At 61.2% G+C, this 23,912-nt stretch carries 24 protein-coding genes and 3 pseudogenes; 13 read left to right on the top strand and 14 right to left on the bottom strand.

From position 1 onward, the window contains the following. The first annotated feature begins 13 nt into the window (after positions 1 to 13). Genes D8896_RS03660 through D8896_RS03670 form a run of 3 tightly spaced genes read left to right on the top strand, consistent with a single transcriptional unit; the run spans position 14 to position 3,214 of the window. The gene (locus D8896_RS03660) at positions 14 to 742 is read left to right on the top strand and encodes an ABC transporter ATP-binding protein (protein ID WP_121820735.1); all 729 of its coding nucleotides are present in this window, start codon (positions 14 to 16) and stop codon (positions 740 to 742) included. Further along, positions 735 to 1,985 carry an ABC transporter permease gene (locus D8896_RS03665; RefSeq protein ID WP_121820736.1) on the top strand — a complete coding sequence of 417 codons (1,251 nt, stop codon included), beginning with the start codon at positions 735 to 737 and terminating at the stop codon, positions 1,983 to 1,985. Before D8896_RS03660 ends, D8896_RS03665 begins: the two co-directional genes overlap by 8 nt. Then, on the top strand, positions 1,982 to 3,214 hold the full coding sequence (locus D8896_RS03670; RefSeq protein ID WP_121820737.1) for an ABC transporter permease: 1,233 nt from the start codon (positions 1,982 to 1,984) through the stop codon (positions 3,212 to 3,214). The genes D8896_RS03665 and D8896_RS03670 overlap by 4 nt, the downstream gene beginning before the upstream one ends. Here the strand turns inward: D8896_RS03670 and D8896_RS03675 are convergent. Further along, positions 3,165 to 3,683 carry an NUDIX hydrolase gene (locus tag D8896_RS03675; RefSeq protein ID WP_121820738.1) on the bottom strand — a complete coding sequence of 173 codons (519 nt, stop codon included), beginning with the start codon at positions 3,681 to 3,683 and terminating at the stop codon, positions 3,165 to 3,167. The two genes, D8896_RS03670 and D8896_RS03675, sit on opposite strands and share 50 nt — an antisense overlap. Positions 3,684 to 3,753: 70 nt before the next feature. Further along, entirely contained in the window at positions 3,754 to 3,912 is a 159-nt protein-coding gene (locus D8896_RS19155; protein WP_162991421.1) for a hypothetical protein, read from the bottom strand. Between the two features lie 207 nt (positions 3,913 to 4,119). On the opposite strand from D8896_RS19155, the pseudogene D8896_RS03680 reads away from it, so the two are divergent. Continuing rightward, positions 4,120 to 4,359, top strand: a pseudogene (locus tag D8896_RS03680) (zinc ribbon domain-containing protein); the annotation flags it as partial. 129 nt (positions 4,360 to 4,488) lie between these two features. On the opposite strand, the gene D8896_RS03685 reads toward D8896_RS03680, so the two are convergent. Beyond that, positions 4,489 to 5,049 (bottom strand): metal-dependent hydrolase, encoded by a 561-nt coding sequence (locus tag D8896_RS03685; RefSeq protein WP_121820739.1) that lies wholly within the window; start codon positions 5,047 to 5,049, stop codon positions 4,489 to 4,491. 117 nt (positions 5,050 to 5,166) lie between these two features. On the opposite strand from D8896_RS03685, the gene D8896_RS03690 reads away from it, so the two are divergent. Genes D8896_RS03690 through D8896_RS03700 form a run of 3 tightly spaced genes read left to right on the top strand, consistent with a single transcriptional unit; the run spans position 5,167 to position 7,506 of the window. Then, complete coding sequence (locus D8896_RS03690; protein ID WP_121820740.1) at positions 5,167 to 5,445, top strand: hypothetical protein; 279 nt, start codon at positions 5,167 to 5,169, stop codon at positions 5,443 to 5,445. Further along, positions 5,442 to 6,518 (top strand): DUF4350 domain-containing protein, encoded by a 1,077-nt coding sequence (locus tag D8896_RS03695; protein ID WP_121820741.1) that lies wholly within the window; start codon positions 5,442 to 5,444, stop codon positions 6,516 to 6,518. Before D8896_RS03690 ends, D8896_RS03695 begins: the two co-directional genes overlap by 4 nt. Continuing rightward, positions 6,511 to 7,506, top strand: coding sequence for an AAA family ATPase (locus D8896_RS03700; protein ID WP_121820742.1), 996 nt, complete (start codon positions 6,511 to 6,513; stop codon positions 7,504 to 7,506). Before D8896_RS03695 ends, D8896_RS03700 begins: the two co-directional genes overlap by 8 nt. A gap of 1 nt (position 7,507) precedes the next feature. On the opposite strand, the gene D8896_RS03705 is transcribed toward D8896_RS03700, so the two are convergent. From D8896_RS03705 to D8896_RS03715, 3 genes are read right to left on the bottom strand one after another with little or no spacing between them, the layout of a single operon-like run. Beyond that, the gene (locus D8896_RS03705; protein ID WP_121820743.1) at positions 7,508 to 8,380 is read right to left on the bottom strand and encodes a hypothetical protein; all 873 of its coding nucleotides are present in this window, start codon (positions 8,378 to 8,380) and stop codon (positions 7,508 to 7,510) included. 24 nt (positions 8,381 to 8,404) lie between these two features. Beyond that, positions 8,405 to 8,863 (bottom strand): hypothetical protein, encoded by a 459-nt coding sequence (locus tag D8896_RS03710; protein ID WP_162991422.1) that lies wholly within the window; start codon positions 8,861 to 8,863, stop codon positions 8,405 to 8,407. Next, a complete protein-coding gene (locus D8896_RS03715; RefSeq protein ID WP_121820745.1) occupies positions 8,860 to 10,314 on the bottom strand; it encodes a DUF58 domain-containing protein in 1,455 nt (484 codons plus the stop codon). Before D8896_RS03715 ends, D8896_RS03710 begins: the two co-directional genes overlap by 4 nt. A 115-nt stretch (positions 10,315 to 10,429) precedes the next feature. Here D8896_RS03715 and D8896_RS03720 point away from each other — a divergent pair, with 115 nt between their 5' ends. Next, the gene (locus D8896_RS03720) at positions 10,430 to 12,550 is read left to right on the top strand and encodes an Ig-like domain-containing protein (RefSeq protein WP_121820746.1); all 2,121 of its coding nucleotides are present in this window, start codon (positions 10,430 to 10,432) and stop codon (positions 12,548 to 12,550) included. Positions 12,551 to 12,598: 48 nt separating this feature from the next. On the opposite strand, the gene D8896_RS03725 is transcribed toward D8896_RS03720, so the two are convergent. Next, on the bottom strand, positions 12,599 to 12,868 hold the full coding sequence (locus D8896_RS03725) for a HalOD1 output domain-containing protein (protein WP_121820747.1): 270 nt from the start codon (positions 12,866 to 12,868) through the stop codon (positions 12,599 to 12,601). Positions 12,869 to 13,006: 138 nt separating this feature from the next. On the opposite strand from D8896_RS03725, the pseudogene D8896_RS03730 reads away from it, so the two are divergent. Beyond that, positions 13,007 to 13,374: pseudogene (locus tag D8896_RS03730) on the top strand (VirB4 family type IV secretion system protein); the annotation flags it as partial. A 99-nt stretch (positions 13,375 to 13,473) separates the two neighbouring features. Here the strand turns inward: D8896_RS03730 and D8896_RS03735 are convergent. Beyond that, positions 13,474 to 13,923, bottom strand: coding sequence for an HVO_A0114 family putative DNA-binding protein (locus tag D8896_RS03735; protein WP_121820748.1), 450 nt, complete (start codon positions 13,921 to 13,923; stop codon positions 13,474 to 13,476). A 24-nt stretch (positions 13,924 to 13,947) separates the two neighbouring features. After that, entirely contained in the window at positions 13,948 to 14,286 is a 339-nt protein-coding gene (locus tag D8896_RS03740; protein ID WP_121820698.1) for a toxin-antitoxin system TumE family protein, read from the bottom strand. 849 nt (positions 14,287 to 15,135) lie between these two features. Here D8896_RS03740 and D8896_RS03745 point away from each other — a divergent pair. Together D8896_RS03745 and D8896_RS20070 are read left to right on the top strand one after the other, a co-directional pair. Next, the gene (locus D8896_RS03745; protein ID WP_121820749.1) at positions 15,136 to 16,350 is read left to right on the top strand and encodes an AAA family ATPase; all 1,215 of its coding nucleotides are present in this window, start codon (positions 15,136 to 15,138) and stop codon (positions 16,348 to 16,350) included. Positions 16,351 to 16,564: 214 nt separating this feature from the next. Beyond that, a pseudogene (locus D8896_RS20070) lies at positions 16,565 to 16,684 on the top strand (cell division control protein Cdc6); the annotation flags it as partial. 54 nt (positions 16,685 to 16,738) lie between these two features. On the opposite strand, the gene D8896_RS03755 reads toward D8896_RS20070, so the two are convergent. Both D8896_RS03755 and D8896_RS03760 read right to left on the bottom strand, forming a co-directional pair. Beyond that, positions 16,739 to 17,899, bottom strand: a complete 1,161-nt coding sequence (locus tag D8896_RS03755) for a glycosyltransferase family 4 protein (RefSeq protein ID WP_162991423.1) — start codon at positions 17,897 to 17,899, stop codon at positions 16,739 to 16,741. Then, positions 17,889 to 19,298 carry an O-antigen ligase family protein gene (locus tag D8896_RS03760; protein ID WP_121820751.1) on the bottom strand — a complete coding sequence of 470 codons (1,410 nt, stop codon included), beginning with the start codon at positions 19,296 to 19,298 and terminating at the stop codon, positions 17,889 to 17,891. Before D8896_RS03760 ends, D8896_RS03755 begins: the two co-directional genes overlap by 11 nt. 429 nt (positions 19,299 to 19,727) lie before the next feature. Between D8896_RS03760 and D8896_RS03765 the strand changes: the two genes are divergently transcribed. Beyond that, positions 19,728 to 20,546, top strand: a complete 819-nt coding sequence (locus D8896_RS03765; protein WP_162991424.1) for a glycosyltransferase family 2 protein — start codon at positions 19,728 to 19,730, stop codon at positions 20,544 to 20,546. Beyond that, complete coding sequence (locus D8896_RS03770; RefSeq protein ID WP_121820753.1) at positions 20,543 to 21,724, top strand: glycosyltransferase family 4 protein; 1,182 nt, start codon at positions 20,543 to 20,545, stop codon at positions 21,722 to 21,724. The genes D8896_RS03765 and D8896_RS03770 overlap by 4 nt, the downstream gene beginning before the upstream one ends. On the opposite strand, the gene D8896_RS19160 is transcribed toward D8896_RS03770, so the two are convergent. The 3 genes from D8896_RS19160 to D8896_RS03785 all read right to left on the bottom strand — a co-directional run bounded on the left by D8896_RS19160 (position 21,669) and on the right by D8896_RS03785 (position 23,875). Next, positions 21,669 to 22,007, bottom strand: a complete 339-nt coding sequence (locus D8896_RS19160; RefSeq protein ID WP_162991425.1) for a hypothetical protein — start codon at positions 22,005 to 22,007, stop codon at positions 21,669 to 21,671. The two genes, D8896_RS03770 and D8896_RS19160, sit on opposite strands and share 56 nt — an antisense overlap. Before the next feature lie 299 nt (positions 22,008 to 22,306). Beyond that, positions 22,307 to 22,525: a hypothetical protein gene (locus D8896_RS03780; RefSeq protein WP_121820755.1), complete on the bottom strand. Its 219-nt coding sequence runs from the start codon at positions 22,523 to 22,525 to the stop codon at positions 22,307 to 22,309. Between the two features lie 42 nt (positions 22,526 to 22,567). Next, a complete protein-coding gene (locus D8896_RS03785; RefSeq protein ID WP_121820756.1) occupies positions 22,568 to 23,875 on the bottom strand; it encodes a glycosyltransferase family 4 protein in 1,308 nt (435 codons plus the stop codon). Positions 23,876 to 23,912: the final 37 nt, after the last annotated feature.

The following is a 23,912-nucleotide window of genomic DNA, read 5'->3' on the forward strand; positions in this document are numbered from 1 at the left end:
TTCTTGCGTATCTATGGAACCGGGGTCGGGTACGGAGCCGATCGTGTCGTGTGAGTCCCTGGGTCGGGAGTACACCCGTTCGTCCGGTCGGTGGCTCGACCGCTTTCGGTCGGTCGACCGGCCAACGGTGACGGCGCTCTCCGATGTGACCCTCGCGGTCGACAGCGACGAAGTCGTCGGGATCGCCGGCCCGAGCGGGAGCGGGAAGTCGACCCTGCTGCACCTGCTTGCGGCCCTCGACGTGCCGAGCGAGGGCACGGTCGAGGTCGCGGGGACCGACGTGACCGGGCTGTCCGAACGGAAGCGAACACGGCTCCGGCTCGACCACGTCGGGATCGTCTTCCAGCGGTTCTACCTGCTACCGTCGCTCTCGGCGCGCGGGAACGTCGCGCTGCCGCTGGTCCAGCGCGGGGTCTCGAAGCGAAATCGCCGGGAGCGCGCGACGGCGCTGCTGGAGCGGGTCGGGCTCGGCGAGCGCGTGACACACCGTCCGGACGAGCTGAGCGGCGGCGAACAGCAACGGGTCGCGATAGCGCGCGCACTCGCCACCGACCCGGCGGTCGTGCTGGCCGACGAGCCGACGGGCGAACTCGACTCGGCCACGAGCGAACGGGTGCTCGACCTCCTGACCGATGTCGCGGACGAGCGGGCGGTGATACTGGCCTCGCACGACGACCAGGCGCTCGACCGAACCGACCGGGTCGTCCGACTGCGCGACGGTCGCGTGGTGCGCGATGCCTGAGGGACCCCAATCCTCGCGACTCCGCCGGGTTACGGGGCTGTTCGGGCTCGGCTTCCGCGGGGCGCTCGCCAGGCTCCGGGGCGGCGACTCGCGCCGAGTGCTCGTGACGGTCGTCGGCGTCGGGATCGCGGTCGGCTTTACGCTGACCGTCACCGGAGTCGCAGTGGGCCTCGCCGGACAGTCGACGGTCGCCTCCGACGACGTCGACTACTGGGTCGTTCCGGAGCAGGGCTCCTCGCCGCTGACGGTCGCCTCCGGCGGCGTCCGGCTCGGCGACTCCCACGCGACGGCGCGGTCGATCGCGGACGACCAGCGGGTTCGGGGCGCGACGCCCGTATTGCTGGAGTTCGTCGCCCTGGAGAACCCGACGGATGACACCCGGGAGTACGTGTTAGTGGCCGGCGTCGTTCCCGCGGACGACACGTTCGAGGTGTTCGGCGTCTCGACGGCCGGGCTCGCGCCCGGCGACCCCCACTACGCGAACGGCACGTACGACGGGGAGCGGACGGACGAGGTCGTTCTGAGCGACGGCGCGGCCGAACTCCTGAACGCCACGGACGGCGGCGCAGTCGAGTTGCAGGTGCGCGGCGCGGAGCCGCGGCGACTGCAGGTAGTCAACGTTTCCGTGGCGGAGTCGCGGGGGACGGGCACCTTTCCCGTCGCCGTGATGCACCTGAGCGAACTCCAGTCGATCACCGGCGCGGCCGACGGCGACCAGGCGAACCAGATCCTCGTCCGGACGAACGACCGCTCGGTCCGCGAGGAGCTGGACGGCGTCTACCCCGAGACGACCGTGATCGCCCGCAACGACGTCGGGCTCGACCGCGGCGGGGCCGACGACCTGCCGCTTGCGATCGCGGCCGCGGCGTTCGTCACCGCGCTCTCCGTCGGCACGCTCGCCGTGGCGACGACGATGGGACTCGAGGTGACCGGCGACCGCCAGCGGCTCGCACTCCTCGCTGCCGTGGGGTTCTCCCGGCGCTCCCGGGCGGTCGTGGTCCTGGCGGAGGTGCTCACCGTCGCCGTCGTCGGCGGGATCGCCGGCATCGGCGTCGGCGTCGCCGGCGTAGAAATCACGAACCGGGTTGCTGCAGAATACGTCGCCGACGCGTCGGCCGCGACCTTCCACCCGCTGTTCGTGCCGTACGGGATCGGGCTCGCCGTCGTCATCGGGCTGGTCGCGTCGCTGTATCCCGTCTACCTGAGCTACCGGTCCCGGCCGCTGGAGGTGATCGACCGATGAGCCGCCTGCGGCGGATCCGCGCGATACTGGGCGTCGCAGGGTCGCAGTTCCGATACGACCCGGGTCGGACCGCCCTCGCAGTCGTGGGAATCGCCGTCGCCGTCCTGGCGACCACCGTCCTGGCCGGCGTCGGCGTCGGCGTCCTCGCCACGGGCGAGGCCCAGTTCGACGCCGCCGACCGCGACCTGTGGGTCACCGGCGGGCCGGTCCAGTTCCAGCCGGGGACGGTCGGCGGTATCGAGAACACGCTGGTCGACGCCCACACGGTCGCCGCCGAACTCAACGAGCGTGACGACGTCCAGACGGCGGTCCCGATGGCGTTCCAGTCGGTGTACGTCAGCCCGGACGGCGAAGATTTCGAGACGTACGTCGGGGCGGGCGCGCCGGCGAGGGGCCCCTCGGTCACGATCACCGAAGGTCAGGAGTTCAGCTCCGAAGACGTCCACTACGCCAACGGGAGCTACGACGGGCCGATGACCCACGAGATGGTGATCGACCGGCAGACTGCGAACCGGTTCAACGTCTCCGTGGGCGACACGCTGTACGCCGGGGGGACGATCGCGACCGCCAGGCAACACGAGTTCCGGATCGTCGGGATCTCGCCGACGTACTCGCGGTTCCTCGGGACGCCGACCGTGACGATGCATCTGAGCGAACTGCAGGAGGTCTCGGGGACGACCGCGGCCGACCGCGCGACGTTCATCACCGTCGACCTGCAGGACGGCGCGAACCCCGAAGCGGTCAAAGCCGAACTCGAGGCCGAGTACCCCGACTACGAGGTCCGCACCAACGACGAGCAGATCCGGGCGATCCTCGGCGATCAGGCGGTCGTCATCGCGAGCGCCGTGAGCCTGCTCGTGCTGTCGGTCGCCGGCGGGCTGGCGCTGACGCTGAACGTCCTGCTCTCGGTCATCTATCAGCAGCGCCGCGAGTTCGCCGTGCTCAGGGCGATCGGGTGGTCGCCATGGACCGTCGTCGGGACGACAACCGCCTGGGCGTCGCTTCTGGGGCTGACCGGGAGCGTGCTCGGCGTCGCAGCGGCGATCCCGGTGACCGCAGGACTGAACCACCTGATCACGGCCGTCGTCGGGTTCGACGGGCTGGTGCGGGCGACGCCGGAGGTGCTGGCCGGCGGGTTCGCGCTCGGCGTCGTCGTCAGCCTCGTCGGCGCGCTCGGGATCAGCGTCCTCGTCGCCCGGTACTCGTCGACGTCCGTTCCCGGGCGGTGACGTCCGACTGTTCACCGTTTGACGACGACCGATCCGCGTCCTCCGAGGCGAGAAGATGGACGTAGTCGTCGAGGTCGAACGCGAACTCGCGGGCGGGCGGGAGGTCCACCCACGAAAACGCAAACTCCAGGCCTTCCTCGTCGCCGTCGCCGGTCACGGTGTGTGTCCAGCGGTCGCGGGGCTCATCGACGGTGGCGTGGAAAAAGTGCCGCACGTACCGCTTTGGCGGCGATCGGCGACGCGTCCAGACATCGCGTGCGAGGCAGGTGACCTCAGTGTCGAGCCGCAACCCGCTTTCCTCTTCGACCTCGCGGAACAGCGCCGCAACCGGCGTCTCGTCCGGTTCGACCGTTCCTTTCGGGACCTGCAACCCGTCGTATTCCGGGCCCTCGAACACCAGGAGTTCGCCCCCGCCACGCGTGAGATAGGCACATACCTTTGGGACGTGGCGAACACGGGCGGAATACATAGCTAGTTGACAATAACGCGGACGACAAAAACGTTCTGGCAGCCCCTGAACACGGACAGTCACTCACTATTCACCGGTTTCCGAGCGTGTACTCGGCGACTTCCTCGGAGTCGCAGTTCGGACAGCCGGCTTCGTCGTCCGACAGCGTCGTCCCACACTGTCGGCATTCGCGGATCGTCACCGCGTCGTCGCCGAAGAGCCCGGAGACGAGACCGGTGAGATCGACCATGGGGGAATCCACCCGTGACCAACACAGGTCAAATAAATAACTATTATGGCCTCCGCGTAATGCAAGGTGGAGCCTCCGGCCTCAAGGAGCGACCGAAGCGTAGCGAAGGGAGCGAGTAGGCCGGAGAGGAAACCGACACGGTACGACGCAACCGGTATGCTTCGACCGACCGACACCCAATCGTATAAGTACCCCCGCCCTTCTCTGGACTGTGGGTTCACGCACGACGACAACCGTCACGGCGAACAGTTCGAGTGCCAGAAGTGCGGGTACGAGGTGAACGCCGATTACAACGGCGCGAAGAACATCGGGCTACGGTACGCTCGAAAGCGAACACACAGACTCCGGTCCTCGCCCAAGTCGGGGAGCGGAGACGCAGCAGTAGACCTGCGTATAAATGGTGGGACGTTGAACGGCAAGAGCACCCGGCATATTGCCGGAGACTGATTGCCGGGAGTCCACATCAAAGCCACCGAAAGGCGAAGCCTTTCGAGGCCTCGATAGAGCGAAGCTCTATCGGTGGCCCCACCCTCAAGGACCGAGGCGCAGAGCGCCGAGGGAGTAGGGTGAGGTAGTTTACAGGTCGGTGACTGCCGCCCGACCAGCGTCGACCGCTGCCCGCAGTTCGGCGATCCCGGGCAAGCCATCACGGACCCAGGCGACGAGTGCAACGGCCGAAAGGAGGATCTGCAACAAAAACAGTGGCGTGGGCTCAATGCCGAGGAAGTGTGCTGTGAAGCTCTGTTGGGTCTCGTACTCGACTGGCGGGAGGAGCGGCCATGCCAGAAACGCAAGGTCCGCATAGTGCCCGGCGACCACCGTCGGGAGCGCGTCCGTCGCGAGGTGGACACCGTAGCCCACGCCGAAGGCAGCACCGAGCAGGGGACGGTCACGCCCGTTACAGACAAGCACGACGACGGCGACAACCACTCCGGCGACGAGCGCCGAGTGTGTGAGCGACCGGCCGTTCGGGAGGACGCCGAACGTCCAGGCCAGTGGCTTGTCAACGAGGTCAGGGAACTGTGTTCCAACGGCGAGCAGGATCGCTTCCGAACCGGTCGGTGGCTGCCCCCGACGATCGCGTGCCAACTGACTCCAGAGCAGATAGCCGACGGCGAGATGTCCCCAGGGCCACATCAAACGCTCGTTGGAGCAGCAAACGGAAACGGACTTCGGTTGGGATCCCCCGACAGCGGTGTGCCCGACACAGGAACGAGTCGGGTTTTAAGATGTGCGGGCAGTTACGGCATGATAATGGCGACCCGACGGCGCTGGCAGTTCATCCACGGACAGGTAGCCTGGATGCTCGCGACGATCCTCTGTTTAGCCCTGCTCGGGTCGCTCACGCTCGAACTGTTCTTCGTCGTCTCGCTCATCGGCTTCCTCGTCGTGATGGAACTCACCGCACCGTTCACCGTTACGCCGGCGTGGCGCGCGCGGCTGAAGTGGATCGTCGGTCTCGGCCTCGTTGTGTTCGCGTATATCGTCGTGCGGCGCATCCTCGCCATCCTCCCACCGGAGGTGTTTGGATGAGGTCACTTTCGGCGCTCACGTACCCACAGGTACTCCTCGCAGCACTGCTCGTTGCGACGGTTGCCGGCGTCGGCGTCGCGGCGAGCACGTCCAGCGCCGGGTTTGGCGCATACAACCCCGCCTGGGACGGGGCGTCTGACCTCCGAACCATCGCCGACGAGCAGGGTACGGAGAGCCAGATCGTCAGGGACACCGCGGCGTACGACACCCTCGGGCCGAACGAGACCGTCGCAGTCGTCCTTTCACCGGACGAACCGTACGACGCGAACGACACCGAACGGGTACGCACCTTCGTCGAGAACGGCGGAACAGTCGTAGTTGCGGCTGACTTCGGCGCGAACGGGAACGACCTCCTCGCCGGCCTCGGAGCGGATGCCCGGGTCGACGGCGCGCCGCTCCGCGACGAGCGTCACTACTACCGCGCCCCCGCGCTCCCCGTGGCGACGAACGTCTCGAACCACTCGCTGACCAGTGGCGTCCGACGCGTCACGCTGAACCACGGCAGCGCAGTCAACGCCAGCGGGGCGACAGTATTGATTGCCTCCTCGTCGTACGGCTATCTCGACCGGAACGGGAACGACACCATCGACGACAACGAAACGTTGGCGTCGTATCCCGTCGCGACGGTCGAACGTGCCGGTGACGGGCGCGTGATTGCCGTGAGCGACCCGAGTATCCTGATCAACGCGATGCTCGAACGCACGGACAATCGCGCGTTCGCGGGCAACCTGCTCGGGTCGGCCGACACCGTCGTGCTCGATTACTCCCACTCCGAAGAGCTCCCACCGCTCGTCGCGTTACAACTGACGGTCCAGCGCTCGGCCGTGCTACAGGTTCTCCTCGGTGTACTCGGCGTACTCGGGGTCGGCGCGTGGGCGCGCCGTCCGTCGGTGTCGGTGCCGATACCGATACCGTGGAGCGACGACAGCCCGGACAACGCTGGCCCGTTCCTGTCGACCGAAGAGGTCGCTGAGACGGTTCGCAGGCGACACCCGGACTGGCAGGCGGACCGTGTCGAACGCGTGACGGAAGGGATTATGCGTCGTCGTTCCGAACGAACTGACGATGACTGACCCGGCGACGTTGTACGAGGATATCCGCGACGAGATATCGACGGTACTCATCGGGAACGAACACGTCCTCGAACGCATCACGATATCGCTTCTGACGCGCGGCCACGTCCTGCTGGAGGGCGTTCCGGGGACCGCCAAGACGACCATGGCGAACCTCTTTGCGACGGCCACCGGCCTGGAGTACGCCCGGATCCAGATGACGCCCGACATCCTCCCGGCCGACATCACCGGGACGCAGATGTACCGCGAGTACACGGGGGAGTTCGAACTACAGCGCGGCCCCGTGTTCGCGAACGTCGTCGTCGCCGACGAGATAAACCGCGCGACGCCGAAGACCCAGAGCGCGCTGCTCGAAGCCATGGAGGAACGGCAGGTCACCATCGAGGGGACGCCGCTCGAACTGCCCGAGCCGTTCATCGTCGTCGCGACGCAGAACCCGATCGAGATGGAGGGTACCTTCGAACTGCCCGAGGCCCAGCGGGACCGCTTCCAGTTCAAGGTGAACGTCGACCTGCCGCCGCGCGACGAGGAGGCGGAGATGCTCGACCGGTTCGACGAGGACCCGCTGCTGGACGCGGGGAGCATCAGTCAGGTCGTCTCAGAGTCCGACATCTCCGCGGCCCGACAAACCGTCGAGGACACGTACATCGACGAGCGGGTCCGGGACTACGCTCTCGACATCGTCGAGGCGTCACGGACCCATCCCGAGGTGGAACACGGCGGGTCGCCGCGTGCGTCGCTTGCGTTCCTGAACGCGTCGAAGGCACGGGCACGGATCGAGGGCCGCGAGTACGTCATCCCCGGCGACGTGAAGGCGCTCGCCGAGTCGATACTCGCCCACCGGCTGGTGCTCACGGCGGACGCGGAGTTCGGCGACGTCTCCCCGCGGGACATCGTCACGGAACTCTTCGAGGACGTCGAACCGCCGAGCGAAATACGTCCCGAACCGGAGCCGACGCCGGACGGCGGCCGCTCCGAAGGGGAGTGAGCTACGCCGCCTCGTCCCAGCGGAGCGTCACGAGGTAGTCCGCCCGTTCGTTTTCCGCACGCGTCGTCTCCCCAGTGACGGGCGTATCGAGCGCCTGCGCCAGCCCGACGGCGAGAACGGACTGGACCGGATGGTCGAACCGGTCGAGGGAGCCGAAGGCGCTCGCCCGGACGGCCACTGTTGCCCGCGCGTCTTCGGAGTCAACGTCGACCCGCAGATCCTCGGCGAGTTCGAACTGCTCGCCGACCGCGTCCGCCAGCCCCTCGACGACGGCTGCCGGCTCCGCCCCCGGGTCGCCCGAGCGTGCCCGCTCGACTTCGCGGACGAGGGGGTCGCCCGTCGGCCGAAAGGAAGCGCCACGCTCCGCGGGGTCGTCGCCGACGACGAGCGGGGCCGTCAGCGCATCCGCGTCGGGGAGCGTGTAGTCGACGTGCTGGGGCACGTACAGCCAGGCCAGCGGGTCCGAGGCGTCCGTGGGGACGTACACGGTCCGGTCGGTCAGCCCGAGGTCCTCGACCAGCGCCGCCTCGGTCTCGGCCATCGCGCCGTACACCGACGACCCGACATCCGCGGCGATGAACCGCTCCGGCGTGAGGTAGTACGTCAGTATCGCAGCGAACAGGCCGGTACCGCCGAGCGCCAGTAGTACATCCCTGGTGGCCGGGAACAGCACCGCCCCCGCGAGGGCGACGGCACCGACGCCAGCCAGCCCGAGCGCGCTGCGTCGGTAGCTGGTGCGGCGAGCCACGGCGTACGAGCGCCGGAGCCGTTCGTTCTCCTCGCGGAGCAGTTCGAGCCGGAGCTGGAGGTCGTCCTCGCCCTCCTCGGCCGGCGATCCATCCGTCACCGTCGTCGGTTGCTGGCGTTCACTCATCGGAATCCTCCGCGAATCCGTTCGTCATCCGTCCGCCTCCACGAGGTCGAACAGCACCAGTTCGTAGCGGTGGAGGCCGTACGCGCCGAGCGCGACGAGGGTCGCGAGGACAAGGGCAGTGATGCCCAGGGAACTCCCCCGCCCCAGCGCGAGCAGTACGATCCCTACCGCACCGCCGATACAGAGCAGCGTCGTGACGGCGTCGCCGAGCGACCGAGACCCGGCTCCCCCGCCGGTCACGAGCGCGACAAGCAGGGCCGCCTCGACCGCGACGAGGACGCCGAGCCCGACCGCGGGGGAGAGCGCGGCGAGCAGGACGTGACCGATGGCGACGGCGTACGGCACCGGCAGCGCGGCCGCGAGGGCGAGCAGCACCCCCCCGACGATCCCGGCCGGGCCAGCGGCGGCTCCCATCACCCCGGCAGCCAGGATGACACAGGCGAGGCTCGCAAAACCTCGTTCGGGGCGGCTCGCGACGCTCACGTCGACTCACCCCTGCGTGCCACACGGCTGCGTGACTCCGGCCGCGCGTCGGCAACGGCCGAGAGCTTGCTCCCGGGACCGACCTCGAACGCCGAAACGCGCTCTAAACCGCCGAGCGAGCGGCGGAACGACTCGAATTCCGCGTAAGCGTCGTACGCGGCGTCGAGGTCCGCCAGCCGGCCCGGCTCGAACAGCACGGTCGGCGTGAGAAACACCATGACGTTACCACCGCCCTGGCGCGCGGCCATGACTGCCTCGCGCACTTCGCTCGGGTGACTGTCGTCCGTGACGATAACCGCCCACAGCGAGTCGCTCAACCGGGGTGAATCCCGGCGAACCGTCGCGAGGAAGGGCGCGTCGTCGGTCCGTCGTGCGCTGACCGTCCTCGCGTCGAAGAAGGGGCGAAGCGACGCTCCGAACTCGGAGTGATCGTCCGCGAGGACCGCGGCGGCGCGGCGGGTCTCGTCGGGCTCCCGGCGGTCGTACCGCGTTCGCCATGCGGTGGTGCGCTCCCCTGACGGGGCGAGGTTCCGCAGCGTACGGCGCACCGTCACGTACTGATCCGTTCCGCCGTGGGGCGGGTACCGCGTGGTCGGTCCCTCGTCGCCGACTGCCGTGAGGCCGAGTCGGCTGTTCAGCGACCGGGCGCTGTTGACGAACGCGAGCGCAACCTCCCGGGCATAGTCGAGTTTCGTCTCGCCGGCAGGGCCGGTCGCCATCGACGCACGGTGGTCGACGTACAGCATCGTCGCCGGGTCGGACTGCGCCTCGAACTCCCGGACGTGCGTGTGGTTCAGCCGCGCCGTCGCGTTCCAGTCGATCCGGCGGACCTCGTCGCCGGGGACGTACTGACGAACCGTCGCGGGTTCGAGGCCCGAGCCGCGCCGCTCCGACGTTCGGGTCCCGATGCCGCTCGCGATCCGGTCGCCGCCCTCCCCCACGTGCATGTCCCTCGGGGCGCGCGGCTCGACCGTGACCCGCTCCGTGTCACCGACTGGCACCTGCGAGCGGAGCAGGCCGAGCGGGTCGGTCGCGGTGAGTACCGGACGGCCGAACTCGAACTCGCCGGCGACGGGGAACGACAGTTCGAACGTCGTGCTTGCGTCCTCGCTGTCGAACCGAACCGTGCGAGCGTCCGTAGCGCCACCCGTCGAGCCGACCGGGGGTGACGCGGTGACGGAGAGGTCGACCGGCGTCGGCGGCCGAGTCGCGGCGAGTGATACCGTCACCGCGTCGTCGGTTGTGACGGTGCCCCGCGAGAGATATCGGTCGACTTCGATGTTTTCGACCGCATCTCGGAGTCCACGAAGGTAGCGGTACTGCCGAGACAGGAGCCACCCGCAGATGACGGCCGCGCCGACGAGCAGCGTCGGCAGGTCGAGCGTGACCGCACCAACGGCCAGAAACCCGGCGAGACAGAGCATTGCCCAGTACCGCCGTGTCGGCTGCATCGTCCCGACAGTGCGGCCGCTGCCAATTGAAGATGTTGGTCGGCGCGGGCGACTGCCCGGGGACGGAAAGACGGAAGCCCTTTTGTCGGTTCCCCGGTTGCAGTACGAACGTTACATGGCCTCGTCCCGCGCGGTCGCAGCTGTCGTCTGTGGCCTTCTCGTCTGTGGAGCAGTGGTCCCGCTCTCGGGCGCAGCGGCGTCCGTCACGCCCGCCGAGGGGGATCGGGCCGTACCGGTCGGCGGCGACACCGTCGTCGCCGTCGCACAGGAGAACAACACCACGACACAGCACGAGAACCCCGCGTCCGCGGGCGAGGACGGGGACCTGGAGAACGTCAACGGCTGGCTGGTAAACCGGCTCTCCGAACGGCTCGGCGACAGCACGCTCCAGTTGAGCCAGGGGGAGTACGACGCCGCCCGCGAGGTCGTCGGTGATGACTACTCCGACCGACTCGGGCAGCTCGTCGACGTGGCAGGCGAGACCAGCGGCGGTGGGGGCGACGGGGGTGATGGGGGCGGTGGCGGCGACGATAACCAGAACGACAGCGCCTCGTTCGACCGCGCACAGGAGGAGCAAGCGGAGTACGTCTCCGAGGTACAGGAGTACCGCGAGACGCGGGACCGATACGAGGCGGCCAAGGAGCGTGGTAACGAGACGGAGGCGCGGCGGGCCGCACGTCGGCTGGACCGGATCGCACAGAACGTGACGGCCACCGGTTCCGAGCTGACCGACGAGTACGAAGCGATCACGAACCGGACCGACGCCGATCTCACGGCGGAGATCCGGACCGTCGGGAACATCAGCGCGAACGTCAGCCGGACACAGTCGGCGATCCGGACAGCGGAGTTCATCGAGACGCGGCTAACGATCACTGCCCGGACGAGCGAGATCACGTTCCTGAACCCGCTCGAAGTGACCGGTCGACTGACCGACGCCAACGGGTCGGCGCTGGCGAATCGGACGGTCGCAGTTCGGCTGGGGAGCCGGACGCAACTGACGACGACGAACGCGACCGGGTACGTCACCGCGTCGTTCAGACCGACGGTCCAGCCGCTCGGCGAGGGGAACGCCACCGTTCGGTACGTTCCGGAGCCGGACTCGATCTATCTCGGCGACGCCACGTCGGTCCCCGTCGAGGTCGACCAGGTCACGCCGACGGTGACGCTCGACGAAACGCCGTCGACGACCGCCTACGACGAGCAGATCACCGTCTCCGGGTCGGTGGCGGCCGAGTCGGTGCCCGCGGCCGGCGTCCCAGTCGCTATCAGGCTCGGTGATACCCGACTCGGAACGGTTCGCACGGACGGTGACGGGGAGTTCACCTTCAGCGCGCGGACTCCGGCAGCAATTCCGACAGGAACGGCAGCACTCAACGCCTCGATACCGGTTCGGAACCGGGCACTCGCAGCCACGGGCACCGGGACGGAAGTGACAGTCGAGGAGACGGACGCATCGCTGACGGTCGCAGCCTCACAGGACGGAGCGGACGCCGTTCGGGCGACTGGCAGACTCACCGCGAACGGAACGCCCGTTTCGAACCAGCGCATCGAACTCCGCGTCAACGGGACTGTTGTAGAGACGGTACAGACGGACGCTAACGGGCAGTACAATGCATCACTGGCGGTACCAGCGTCGATAGCAGACACGGGTGGAGCCGTCGAGGTCACTGCAGTCTACGCTACTGAGCGGACGAACCTCGACGATGCGAGTGCTCGGACAGCCATTGTGCTTCCGACTCCCGCCGAGGTGGCGGACGAGCAGCCGCTGTGGCAGGACTGGCGGGTCCGTGGCGGTATTGGCGTTGTTGGACTGCTCGTCCTCAGCGGCGCGGCGTACTGGTGGCGACGGCGTCGGCAAGAATCGGTCCCCGAGGAGGACGGGTCGTCGCAGTCGGATAGCGCTCCCGGCGATACCGACATCCCGGAGGACGAGGGTGACGAAGCGTTCCCGACAGATGTAATCACGAGCGACGTGCTTGAGAACGGACAGCCTGATCGTGCGGTCGAACTGGCCTACAGCGATGTTCGCCGGCGGATCTCGGACGCCCTCGATGTGCCGTCCGTCCGAACGCACTGGGAGTTCTATCAGGCCTGTCGGGATGCAGGACTCGATACGGAAGGAGTCAAAGCACTCGAACGGCTGACTGAAGCGTACGAACAAGCGGCGTACGCACCCGAAGAACTCTCGATCGCAGAAGCCGACGAGGCGCTTGAAGCCGTTGATGCAGTCAGGTGAGAGATAACTGATTGCGGCGGGGTGTTCAGGTGTTTTGGACTGGACCGATCAGTCAGCTGAAGCAGGCTGCTGGGACGGAGACGGCTTGACGTGAGACGTTCCGTCACCGTGGACGACCACCTGATACCCCATGTATCTGAATTCGATCCTCACCGAATCGTCCGCGGTTTCGAGAACGTCACAGAGACTGTCCACATCAATGGTCTCCTGTAGTGGCGTGAGTTGAGTCGGATCGATGCCTTCCCGGGTTGCGACCTCTTCGACAACTTCAAGAAATAGATCGTCGGCGTTTCGGTCCGAAGGTTCTTCGGTTGACATGATAGGCTCGGCAACGTGATCTTGTTTAAATCTAGGGGACCAGCACATCACGACAGGACGGGATTTCCGGGGAGCACAAATGCACTACTGGGAGCTATCGACTCAACGAGAAACCGCCGGGCAATAGACAAGAGATTCAACGAAGCCCACTACCTGCTTGGGGATTCGACTTCGCTTGAGTTCCTTGAGATGGCAGTTCGGCACAGCAGGCGCTACGACCTGTCGTTGCACTTCATCACGCAGACTGACGGCGAGTTCTCGCTGATGCCCGAAGCGCGGACCATCGCGAATCTCCGTTCGATGACGGTCATTCACCGTGTCCAAGAGGAGGCTGAGAAACTCGAGAGTGGTTCGGACTGAGCGAGCGTGAAGTGGAGTGGGTCCGGAGTGCGAAAGCCGGGAACGAGGAGGACGGGTATTCGGAGGCCTTGTTGGGTATCGACGGTGAGAGGTGGTTTCCGCTTCGGGTGCGGGCGAGTGAGTACGAGGGGGAAATGGTTGATTGAGAAGATAAGTTCGAGATCTACCGACCAACGTTACTGCTGGAACCTTGCTCAGTGAGGTCAGTGGTCCGTATTTGAGACAGTACGTAGCTTCGTTAGTTCTCACGACGACGCAGTAGCGGTGTCACCAGCCTCCGGATCGAACGGGAGGTTGATAACGAGTTCGTCGAACCAGACCACTGGACGCTTGCTCTGACCGTCTTCCTCGAAGAAGATGATACCGAGCTGGGCGAGCTGGCTGAGTTCTTCGTGGACGTTCTTCACGTCTCGGTCAACAACTCGTGCAGTCTCGTTGATACTGGCTGGCTCTTTCCGGCGAACGGCCTCGATGAGATCGAGGACGCGCGGCGTCAGGGTCCCCATGAGATCATCGTAACTCGTGAACGAGAGCGTCGGCGTGGAATCCACCGCATCACTCCGTTTGAGTGTCTCAATGCCCTCGGTAACGTCGTCGTGAAACTCGCGCGACGACTGTACAGTCACGACTAGGGTTGATTCGGATCGAAGCTGTTCGCGCTCCAGTGGATGCAGTGGCGGCGTGGTATCGTTCATGGGTGTCACCGTGGTGTGATGGTCTCACTTGACCTCGAACGCGGATTTCGGGATCTCGCTCCAGAACCGTTCCCAGAGTTCGATCATGCCGGGAAACGTGATACTGTCTGGGTTGGGGTCCGGTGCAACATGCAGTTCGTGTCCTTTCGTGTCCTCGTGTGAATTATCGTATCGGCGAATTGTCCCATCGTCAAGCGTGTGGGGAGGGTTCGGCTCCGTTGCACCGTAATGGAGTTTGTAGGCCCACCCAGACGGATACGCGTCACGGTCAGTCCGCATGCAGAACACGCGGACGACGGTCCCGTCGGGGTACTTCTCCCCTTCGCTTATGCCATCGAGGTCGTCGTCGGTCAGCGATCCCATCCTCGCTTATTGGTACAGAGGCCAACGCAATAACTCTATTGGTACTCAAACCAATGATAGAAACAGCACCACGTGCAAGAGGACATCAAGTGGATCAGACTTGACGAACGCAAGGTGAGTGCGGAGTGCGAAGGCCAGAGACAAAGAAGACTGATTTTTCGGCGTTGCTTTGGATCGACGGCGAAGGCGAGTTTCCGCTTCGGGTTCGGGTGAGTGAGTTTGAAACCGAACTAGTAGAGACAAAGCTAGAGTGAGTCTTCTCGCTGTGCTGCGAGAGTGAGGAAGAGAACAGACAAAGACACTTGCAGACGCCAAAGAAGCCATCGCCTTGATCACGTGATGCTGAATCTTTCACAGTACTTACGGCGAAAAGTGAATGCTGCTTTGCCGGGGAGACCCCCCTACGTCCGCATAATCACAGAGGAATGGATTGGATTGTGTCGTAACGAGTCACTTGTGTCGTGTGGATTCGGTAGTATATTATGCGGACAGAGTGGGGATAGTCGTTCTTCACTCCCAGAATGATATCTGTAACGCTTTGAAAATAGTATTATATTTATAACAAGTGGTAGGTTTATTGTAGCCAATCTATCGCTTCCCCTCCCACCCGTCGTTTCCGCTGTTCTGGAAGACCCCACTCCGAATGAGGACTGAGAGAGACACCCGTCACTTCCGCTGTTCTTGAGGGTGGATAGCGGGGAACTATCTCGTCCAACAGTAGAAACTACTGAGGACCACAGAGGAATTCAAACACCGGAATCGACGGGTGCAAACAGTATATAAAATTTTGCGAACACAGGAAACAACGGAACGGAGGTATAATATAGATGTACTGTGATAGACTAGCGTGTGCCATCTGGATCGCCTTTCAATACTACGCAGAATATCTTCACAGATCGTGATGTCTTCGACATTGAAGGGTTCCAGCCAACCGAACTGATCGAGCGCGACGACCAAATCAACGAATATGCCGCTGCACTCGAACCAGTACTCAACGGCTGGAAGCCAAACAACATCTTCATTTACGGGAAGACGGGGACTGGAAAAACAGCCACAACGCAGTACATGCTGGATTGGCTTCAAAAAGATGTTACAGAACATAACGAGAACCATGAGCAGCGCATCGATCTCTCTGTCGTCTATCTCAACTGTGAGGCACTCACGTCCTCGTATCAGATCGCCGTTGAACTCCTGAATGAACTCCGAGACGAGAACAGGCAAGTCTCAACGCGTGGGCATGCACCAAACGATATCTATAACTGGCTCTTTGAGGAACTCGATTCTAGAGGCGGGGTTGTTCTGATCGTCCTTGACGAGGTTGATAACGTCGGTGAGGACGATACAGTCCTCTACAAACTTGCTCGTCCCGAGATCGAGAACGCGAATCTCGGGCTTATCGGCATTAGCAACGATTTCTCGTTCCGTGATGACCTTTCGGCCAAGGTCAAGGATTCACTCTGTGAAAAAGAGATCCTGTTTCCCGCCTACGAATCCGCTGAGCTCCGTGAAATTCTCTCGCAACGCGCCGAGAAGGGACTTCACGAGACAGCCTACACCAATGGCCCAATAGCGTTGTCAGCTGCCTATGCCGCACAGGATAAAGGAAGTGCACGCCAGGCAATTGATATCCTGCGCGAAGCCGGCGACATCGCTCGGCGTGAAGACGCCGATGAACTCACCGAGGATCACGTCGAAGCGGCCAAGGGTATCGTCGAACGGGGCCGTGTTTCTGAGATGATCGGCAGTCTCTCTCCACACGGAACGTACGCACTGCATGCGCTTGCGATCGCAGAACAGCACGATGAGACACCGATTCGAACTCGGGGCCTCTATGAGATCTATTCCGTTGTTTGTTCGCAACATGCTGCTGATCCCCTTTCAGACCGGGCTCTCCGCGACCATCTATCAGAGATCGACTTGATCGGTCTGGCCGCAGTCAACAAGAAGAATATCGGACGGGCTGGTGGGAAGTACAAGCAGTACGAACTGGATGTCAAGACAGAGTGTGTGATCGAAGCGTTTCAACGAACTGATGGTGTCGATGTCTCGGAAGTGGACCCATAGCTATCTAGGAAGAACAGCGGAAACGACGGGTGGGGGTCCTCAATTCCACCCACGATGTATGGCGGTCCATTCTGTTTTTGTATGTACGTGAACTATCCTGCGCTGTTTACCGCTGCCGTCTTTTGGGACGTTCGCAATGCTACTCAAGCAGGGGACTGCATCGCCCCACAATTCCTGGAAGTGACGTTCAAATTCCCTAACAGCTTTTTCGGAGGATGTAATTCCGCTCTGTGCGGCGATGGCAGCGCAGGACAAGGGATCAGCGCGGCAGGCGATTCGGTATCTGTACAAGGCGGGTGAACTGGCGTCGAACGGCGGCGACGAACCCGTCACAGGACTTTGCGACGCGACCTATTCGTTACAGATGTGGACTGTAGTCCGAGGGAGCCTAGTCATCCAGCGCAACCTCATAGAGCTGCAGGTGGGACTCGACCAACGAGTCTAGACTGAAGTTCTCCTCGACGAGTTCTCGGGCTCTAGCTGTGAGACGGTCAGTGTTTCCAGTTGCCGAAATTGCGTCCAGTATCGCCGCCTCCAGTTCGGGAACATCCTCCGGGTCGACGAGCCACAGGTGCCGTCCATCGACAGCCTGCTCCGCAACGGCCCCGACACGAGTCGACACGACTGGGCACTCCATCGCCATCGCCTCGAGAGCGACCATGGGTCCCGTCTCCGATCGAGACGATACGACGAGCAAGTCCAGGCCCGAGAGAATCCGAGGAATGTCCGACCGCCAACCGAGAAACTCGACCGCGGATTCGAGATCGTGCGTTCGGATCTTCGAACGGACTCGCTTTGCATACCCCCGTTGCGAGTCGAGTTCGGAACCGGCGATCACCAGTTTGCTGTCTGGCTGACGCTCGTGAACGGCAGCGAACGCGTCGATTAGTACGTCGAACCCCTTGACCGGGTTGATATTTCCGATCGCACCGATCAGGAACGTCGAGGGATCGACATCAAGTTCCGAGCGCAGGTCCCTCCTGCCCTCGGGATAGTTCTCCGGATCGAACTCCTCGAGATCGACAGGTGGATAGAGCGGGACGATCGTGTCGCTGTCGAGACCGAAATACTCGATTGCCGAATCGCACGAGATACCAATACCGTCCGCATATCGGTTCGCAAGCGATCCAGCGATGGAATTGACGGGCCAGGGCGTGAGCACGTCATTGAAGTGCCAGACGAGAGTTGCCGACGACCTGGCGGTTCCAATAGCTGGTTGAAAGTTATACGGCGTGTTTACGTGAACGAGATCGTACCCTTCAGAATCTATGAGCTGTCGAACGCCACGGATCTTTTTCGGGAGCGTCGAAACGAAGCGGACGTTTTCCCGAAGTCTTCGAGGAGATCTCAGTCTAGGAATCCGCATCCGATGCACCGTGGCGCCAATGTCGCGCGCTGCGTCAGCAAAATCGTCGTCTCCCGTGGGGATGAGGAAGTCCACATCGACGTTTCGGTCCGAAAGTCGGTCCGCCACCGGGATGGCCCTCGCTCCTGGCCCACCCATTCTGGGGTCTGTAAAACACGCGAGGACGCGCATGCTATCCGTCATACAGCTCACCCTCTGAGGCAATCTTCTGAGACACATCCTCCCGTCGTTCGAACTGCACCACGGCAATCGGAAGTGCGATTGCGATCCAGAACCATGGAGAGAGGGTCGTCGTAATCGACTTTGCGACAAGGCTTACAATGATCATAGTAATCGCGCCGTTTACAAGTGCAAGCGTGACGTCCGGCATTCGAAGGTTCTTGTTCAGGTGGAAGCCCACTGCTTCCCATGAGCTCGTAGTCACAGCCCCCAGGAAACTGATCAGTCCGAGCAGTCCAGTTTCGGCTAGAATAGTCCCGAAAAGAGACATCGGATAGTAGGACCCGACGCCGACGCCGAAGAGTGGACGGCGGAGCCACACCTCGACGCTCCGAACGAGATATCGGGCTCTGTAAGAACCCGAGCCATCCTGAAACTGCAACTTCTCGAATACGTATTCGACGACCGAGCTACTCTCTGTCACCAAAACCACAGATACGAGTCCGATACCGAATACTATCGCACATCCCAAAAGTCGTATGACTCGGGTCCGCTCGAAATCAGTAGTCAGGACACCCAGACCCGCCGTCACGGCAGCGAGGACCAACAACCCACCGTACCCGGTCGAACTGGTGGTGAGCAGGAGAAGCGTGAACAAAGCGACGACGACTCCGAACAGCGTCCGGTCTCTAAACACCCTGTTCGAGCCGGTCAAATAGAGCGTGGAACACACTGCCAGCAGATACAGCAAGAACTGAGCCGTATGTCCGGGTTCGCCGGAGACCGTTCCCATTCTCGGGAGAGGGCCGAGGAAGCCATATCCTTGCCCTGCCGGCCACATGTCGCCAAATATGATACCAATATTCACCAGCTGCTGGATACCAGTGAGGATAGAAAGTTGGTATAGTATTCCTGATAAACCCGCGAGGAAACCACCAAAGACGAGGGTTCGAAGGTAGAGCGGCAGTTCCTTAATCCGCATATTCATTGCAGTGAATACAATGACGACCACCGTGAAGATCCTGAGAGCGAGCTGAGTAATGTTTGAGTTCTGGAAGGAGAGAAGTACCCAATCGAAATTGCCTGCGTATTTTCCATACGGGTTGATTTCAACCGGAGCGGGATTGATAGCGACATGGGCCACCGAAATTGCGGCCACGATCAAGAACACACCAAACCAAGAATACGACTGACTCCATTGTAGTTCTGCTTCACCGCCCTTCGCCCATCGATACAACTGGTTGAACATGAGTCCGAAGAACGCGATCTCTGGAGGGGTAAATCGATGACTGATCGCGACTATCACCGTGATGCCGAAGAACGGTACCGTCGCGAGAAAATAAAGAATAGAACGCTTCCTGGATCCAATTGTAACTAAGAGAATCGGCAAGAACACTAGAACCGAGGGGTAAATTTTCACCATCGCTATTGGGTTTCGTCGGTCAAGACATTACTACCTGCTATCAAAGGCCTTGTGATAGCAGTGTGGGGTTGGACTCGCTGTCATCACTCGAGTCTTCGGTGTCCAAAGAAATGTATGAAGGTAGGAAGGTTTCATTAGGATCGTACTCTGATATGAGCGTCTGGATCCACTCGCACGGGATATCACCAAACGTCATAGCGTTTTAGACTGTCGGCTCATGAACATCGTCCAGGATCAACCGGGCGCGACTCCCGCAACATCGTCTATTGTCCGGAGCCTCCAATAATCCCAGTACAGACGAGGAGCGGACCCTCTCCGGCTCAGTGCCGCGTTTCTCTGTTATTGAGAATACCCGACGGAGGGAATCCTTGATAAGAAATATGGCGCAAAGTCGAAACACTCAATGAGGCGTACAAGGACTAGCAGATGATGGAGAAGCCGCTTGTCTCGATAGTCACGCCTTCATATCAACAAGAGGCCTACATCGAAGACACAATCCGATCCGTTCGGAAGCAAGAGTACGATCGAATCGAACACATCGTCGTCGACGGAGGCTCGACCGACGGTACAGTCGATATCTTGAAAGAGTACGAAGAGACCTACAATCTTCGCTGGATTTCCGAAGATGACGACGGTCAGTCCGACGCCATCAACAAAGGGTTCTCGATGGCAGACGGAGAGATCGTCGGGTGGATCAATTCGGACGACTTCTACTACGATTCCGATGTCGTCCCTACTGCAGTCGACCGATTCGAATCGGAGCCAGAGCTGGACGTCTTGTACGGTGGAATCGCTTTCATCGATGGTAAAGGCCTCATCGATCGATTCCAGCCATCAGCCAAGTTCGCTCCAACAATCTTGGCAGGTCACACGTATCTCCCGCAACCTGGCGTATTTTTCCGATCCGATGTCGTCAAGTCAGAACAGTTGAGGACTGACCTCGTCTTCTGTATGGACCTCGAGTACTGGCTCAGACTGGCAAACGAGGGGTACAATTTTGCCTCGACTTCGAAGATTATGGCAGCCTATCGGATGCACGACGAGGCCAAAGGACCTACATTGGGGGACGATACGCGGATTACGGAACGAGAATCAGTCGTCCAAGAGTACAATGAACCGACGTTCATTGAGGAAACATCATTTAAGGTTCTGAGAAATATAAATGAACTAATATTTAATCTTCGGAATCGAAGTGAACGGAGGGAACATCCACCGATATTCCAAGAAGACCATGATGCTACAATATGACGGATACTATCCCCAAAGAACCGATTGACGTCGCTATTCTCTATAGTATCCCGAGTCCCTATCAAGAGAACTTATTCGAGCTTGTGGGCAACAGAGAGGGAATCAATCTCCACGTATACTACTGTAAAGAACGCCCCGCAGATCGAGACTGGAACATCGATAGCGGAGAATACAGTTACGAGTCGCTTCCGGGTGTTACAATACATAGTCAATATCTTAATCCCAGCATCGTCCGACGCGTTGCGGACAAGCAGCCGGACGTGGTCATCGTCGGAGGGTACTCGCATCCGACGATGCAACTGGGTATCGTAACGGCTCGGACCCTCGGCCTTCCGGTCATCCTCTGGAGCGAGAGTCACGACCGGGACTGGTCGAATAGAGAAGGAGGCGTTAGTACGAAGCTAAAGAATCGGTTATTACCTCTCCTAATCAAGCAGTGTTCAGGGTTTCTCGTTCCGGGGGGTCTACAACGCCAGTATCTTGAGAGGCGAGGCGCTGCAACCAATTCGATATTTCGCGGGACCCATGCGTGTAACGTCGAACAATTCTACGTAGCCGCGCGACAGTCTGAGCGGGCAGAGACCCACGACAGGTACGGGATTACAGAGGACATCGTTTTGACGTTCGTCGGAAGACTCATTGAGGAAAAAGGACTATCTGAACTCATTGATGCTGCGGCTTCGGTATCCACTGAGCATGGGGATGTTGGATTCGTGATTGCGGGAAGTGGATCGTATGAGGACGAATTACGGCGACGTTGTGAGACGCATGGCCTCACCAACGTCTACTTCCCCGGTTTCGTACATCGGGAGCAACTCCCGCCCCTCTACGGGGCAAGTGACGTGTTTGTATTCCCTTCCCGAGGAGACCCCTGGGGCGTCGTCGTAAATGAAGCGATGGCGTGCGAACTGCCTGTGATCACTACGGATGCCGTTGGCGCGGGATACGACCTCGTAAACGACGGAGTCAACGGTGCTATCGTCCCACCGAACGATGCTGATGCACTTGCCGAGGCGATCACGGAAGTCGTTACGTCCGATTACGTCGACATGGGACGACGATCCTCCCAGATCATCGAGAAGTGGACGCACGAGCATGCGGCCGACAGTGTCGTCGATGCAGTCAGATGGTCGGTTGACAGTCCCGATCTAGCTGGTTCCCCCAATCAGGCTCACTGAAGTTCCTCAGGAGACGGCCGACCATCGCATCGGACGCCGAAATCGAGAGCAACGGATCCTCATCAGAGGTATCCGAGATCTTCGAGGCGATCTCAACCTCCTCGTCCGTGCTCCTTTCGTCGTGTGAGACTGTCGCTTGCTCGGACATAGATGTCCGTCGAACATCAGGGTACTCAAGCGAGTCATCCGCGAATATCGACGTTCGGACCGCACCAGTCATCGAGGTAGGAACTGGGAGGCCCTGGAGGTGAAGCAGCGTCGAACCCACATCCACAGCGTCCACCTCGATCTCTCCTTGCTCGAACGACGGCCCTGACGTACGAAGATTCCAGTGGGCTCGTGATCCGCGATCCGGTCGGTCGGCGGCTGCAGCCACTCCTCGGCAAAGTTACCGTACATCATCGCATTCCAGTCTATCGGTTCGAGAATTACGTCCGGAATCGACGGTCCGCGACTCCCGTAGACCTCGTCTACAGTCCGTGCGTTCTGGATGAGCTGCTGGCCAGTCTCGGGGTGCTGAAGGTCCTCGAAGCGGTCGACGACGTCGGAGCGGACGCCCTCGTAGTCTGGATTGACCGTCCCTCACCCGTACCAGTCGCTGCGGTACACGTACAGGTGGCCCACGTAGCCGTAGGCGAACACAGAGATCTCCTCCCACGGGATTTCCTCGTAGAGTGAGAACTGCCCCCTGCCGGCCGCCCGCTGCAGTAGGTGGTTACCCTCGCTCGACACAGTGCATTTGAGAAGGTCCTTGACATCTCGAGAGAGCCGAGATGCCATCGAGAGCGCGACGCTGCTCACCGTTTGGGAGATCCAAGCCTCACGGGTGCAGAACAGGATGTCCTATATAAGTTCGCTGTATACCTCTTGATACTGACGCGCGACCGTTGTATAGTGATATTGCTCCTCAGCACGTCTACGGGCATTTACTTCTAACTGCTCCCTCAGATCCTCATCTCGTAATATCCATTCAATACCGTTAGCAAAATCAATTGGATCGTATGGCTCCGCCAAATAACCTGTATCCTTATGCACTACAGTATCTGAGGGCCCAGTCGCATCGAACGCCACAACCGGTGTACCACATGCCATCGATTCGGTTACCGTTTGTCCAAATCCCTCATAACGCGATGGCACCGCCATGACATCGAGACACGAGTAGAGGAGAGATAAACTCTGCTCATCGTTTAGATATCCCACGTAATGTGTCGGGAGACCGAAATCCGGTGGATCCTCAGGTTCGCTCGCGCCGAATACAACGAGTTCGATATCGTCATGATCGGCAGCTAAAGACTTGATTGCATTCTGGAAGGGTTCAAATCCCTTCCGTGGGTTGCTAAGGGGACCTACGGAACCAAATCCAATTAACCGGGAATTGGTTGGGAGGTCGAATAGATTGCGTCCAGTCTTGGAATCATTTGGGCGGAACACGTCAGTATCGAGCCCATTTGGAATCACTTCGATACGACAGCCACCGAACAGAGCACTCTCTTCGGCGCACGACGCTAGCCAGTTGCTAGGGGCTACGACAGTCACGTCAGTATCATCAAGGGCACGCTGTTTCCGCTTCATCGTCACTCGCGATAGATCCAACGAACGCTTGCTATCGAGCTTTGGACAGTCTCCACAGGCGTCACGGTATCGATCACAGCCATCGCTGTAGTGGCAGCCGCCAGTCATGGGCCACATATCAGGAAATCTCCATACGAGAGGTGCGTCGAAGTCTGAGAGGGACGATATGCTGATATACCCGCCTGCTATCCAATTGAGATGAACCAGGTCTGGGTCCATCTGTGAAATTCGACTCGGTATTCGATCGGGTACCCAATCAAGAGAAAATGGGCCAACATCTTCGTAGAGTTGCAACGGGAGTGTATCCGCCATAGGACGAATTCGAGCTAATGCCTTGCCAACTTTCGAGCGTGGTCCTACGATGTATGGGCTATCACGTGATTGTTGTCGAACAAGCATTCGGGATTCGACACCAATGTCACGAAGTCCTTCGTGAATCCGACGTGTCGCATTGGCAGCTCCACCCGTATCCACCGCGTTTAACAATACGGGACGAAGTTTAGACATGCATAAATTCACCACGCGGAGACAATATAAGGACGACGATGCAGAAAACATCCCATAGTTCCCAGACACCATATTAAATACATTAATAATCAATTAGGACAGTCATATC

Origin of the sequence: Halostella salina (assembly GCF_003675855.1) — an archaeon.
In the GTDB taxonomy this organism is placed as follows: domain Archaea; phylum Halobacteriota; class Halobacteria; order Halobacteriales; family Natronoarchaeaceae; genus Halostella; species Halostella salina.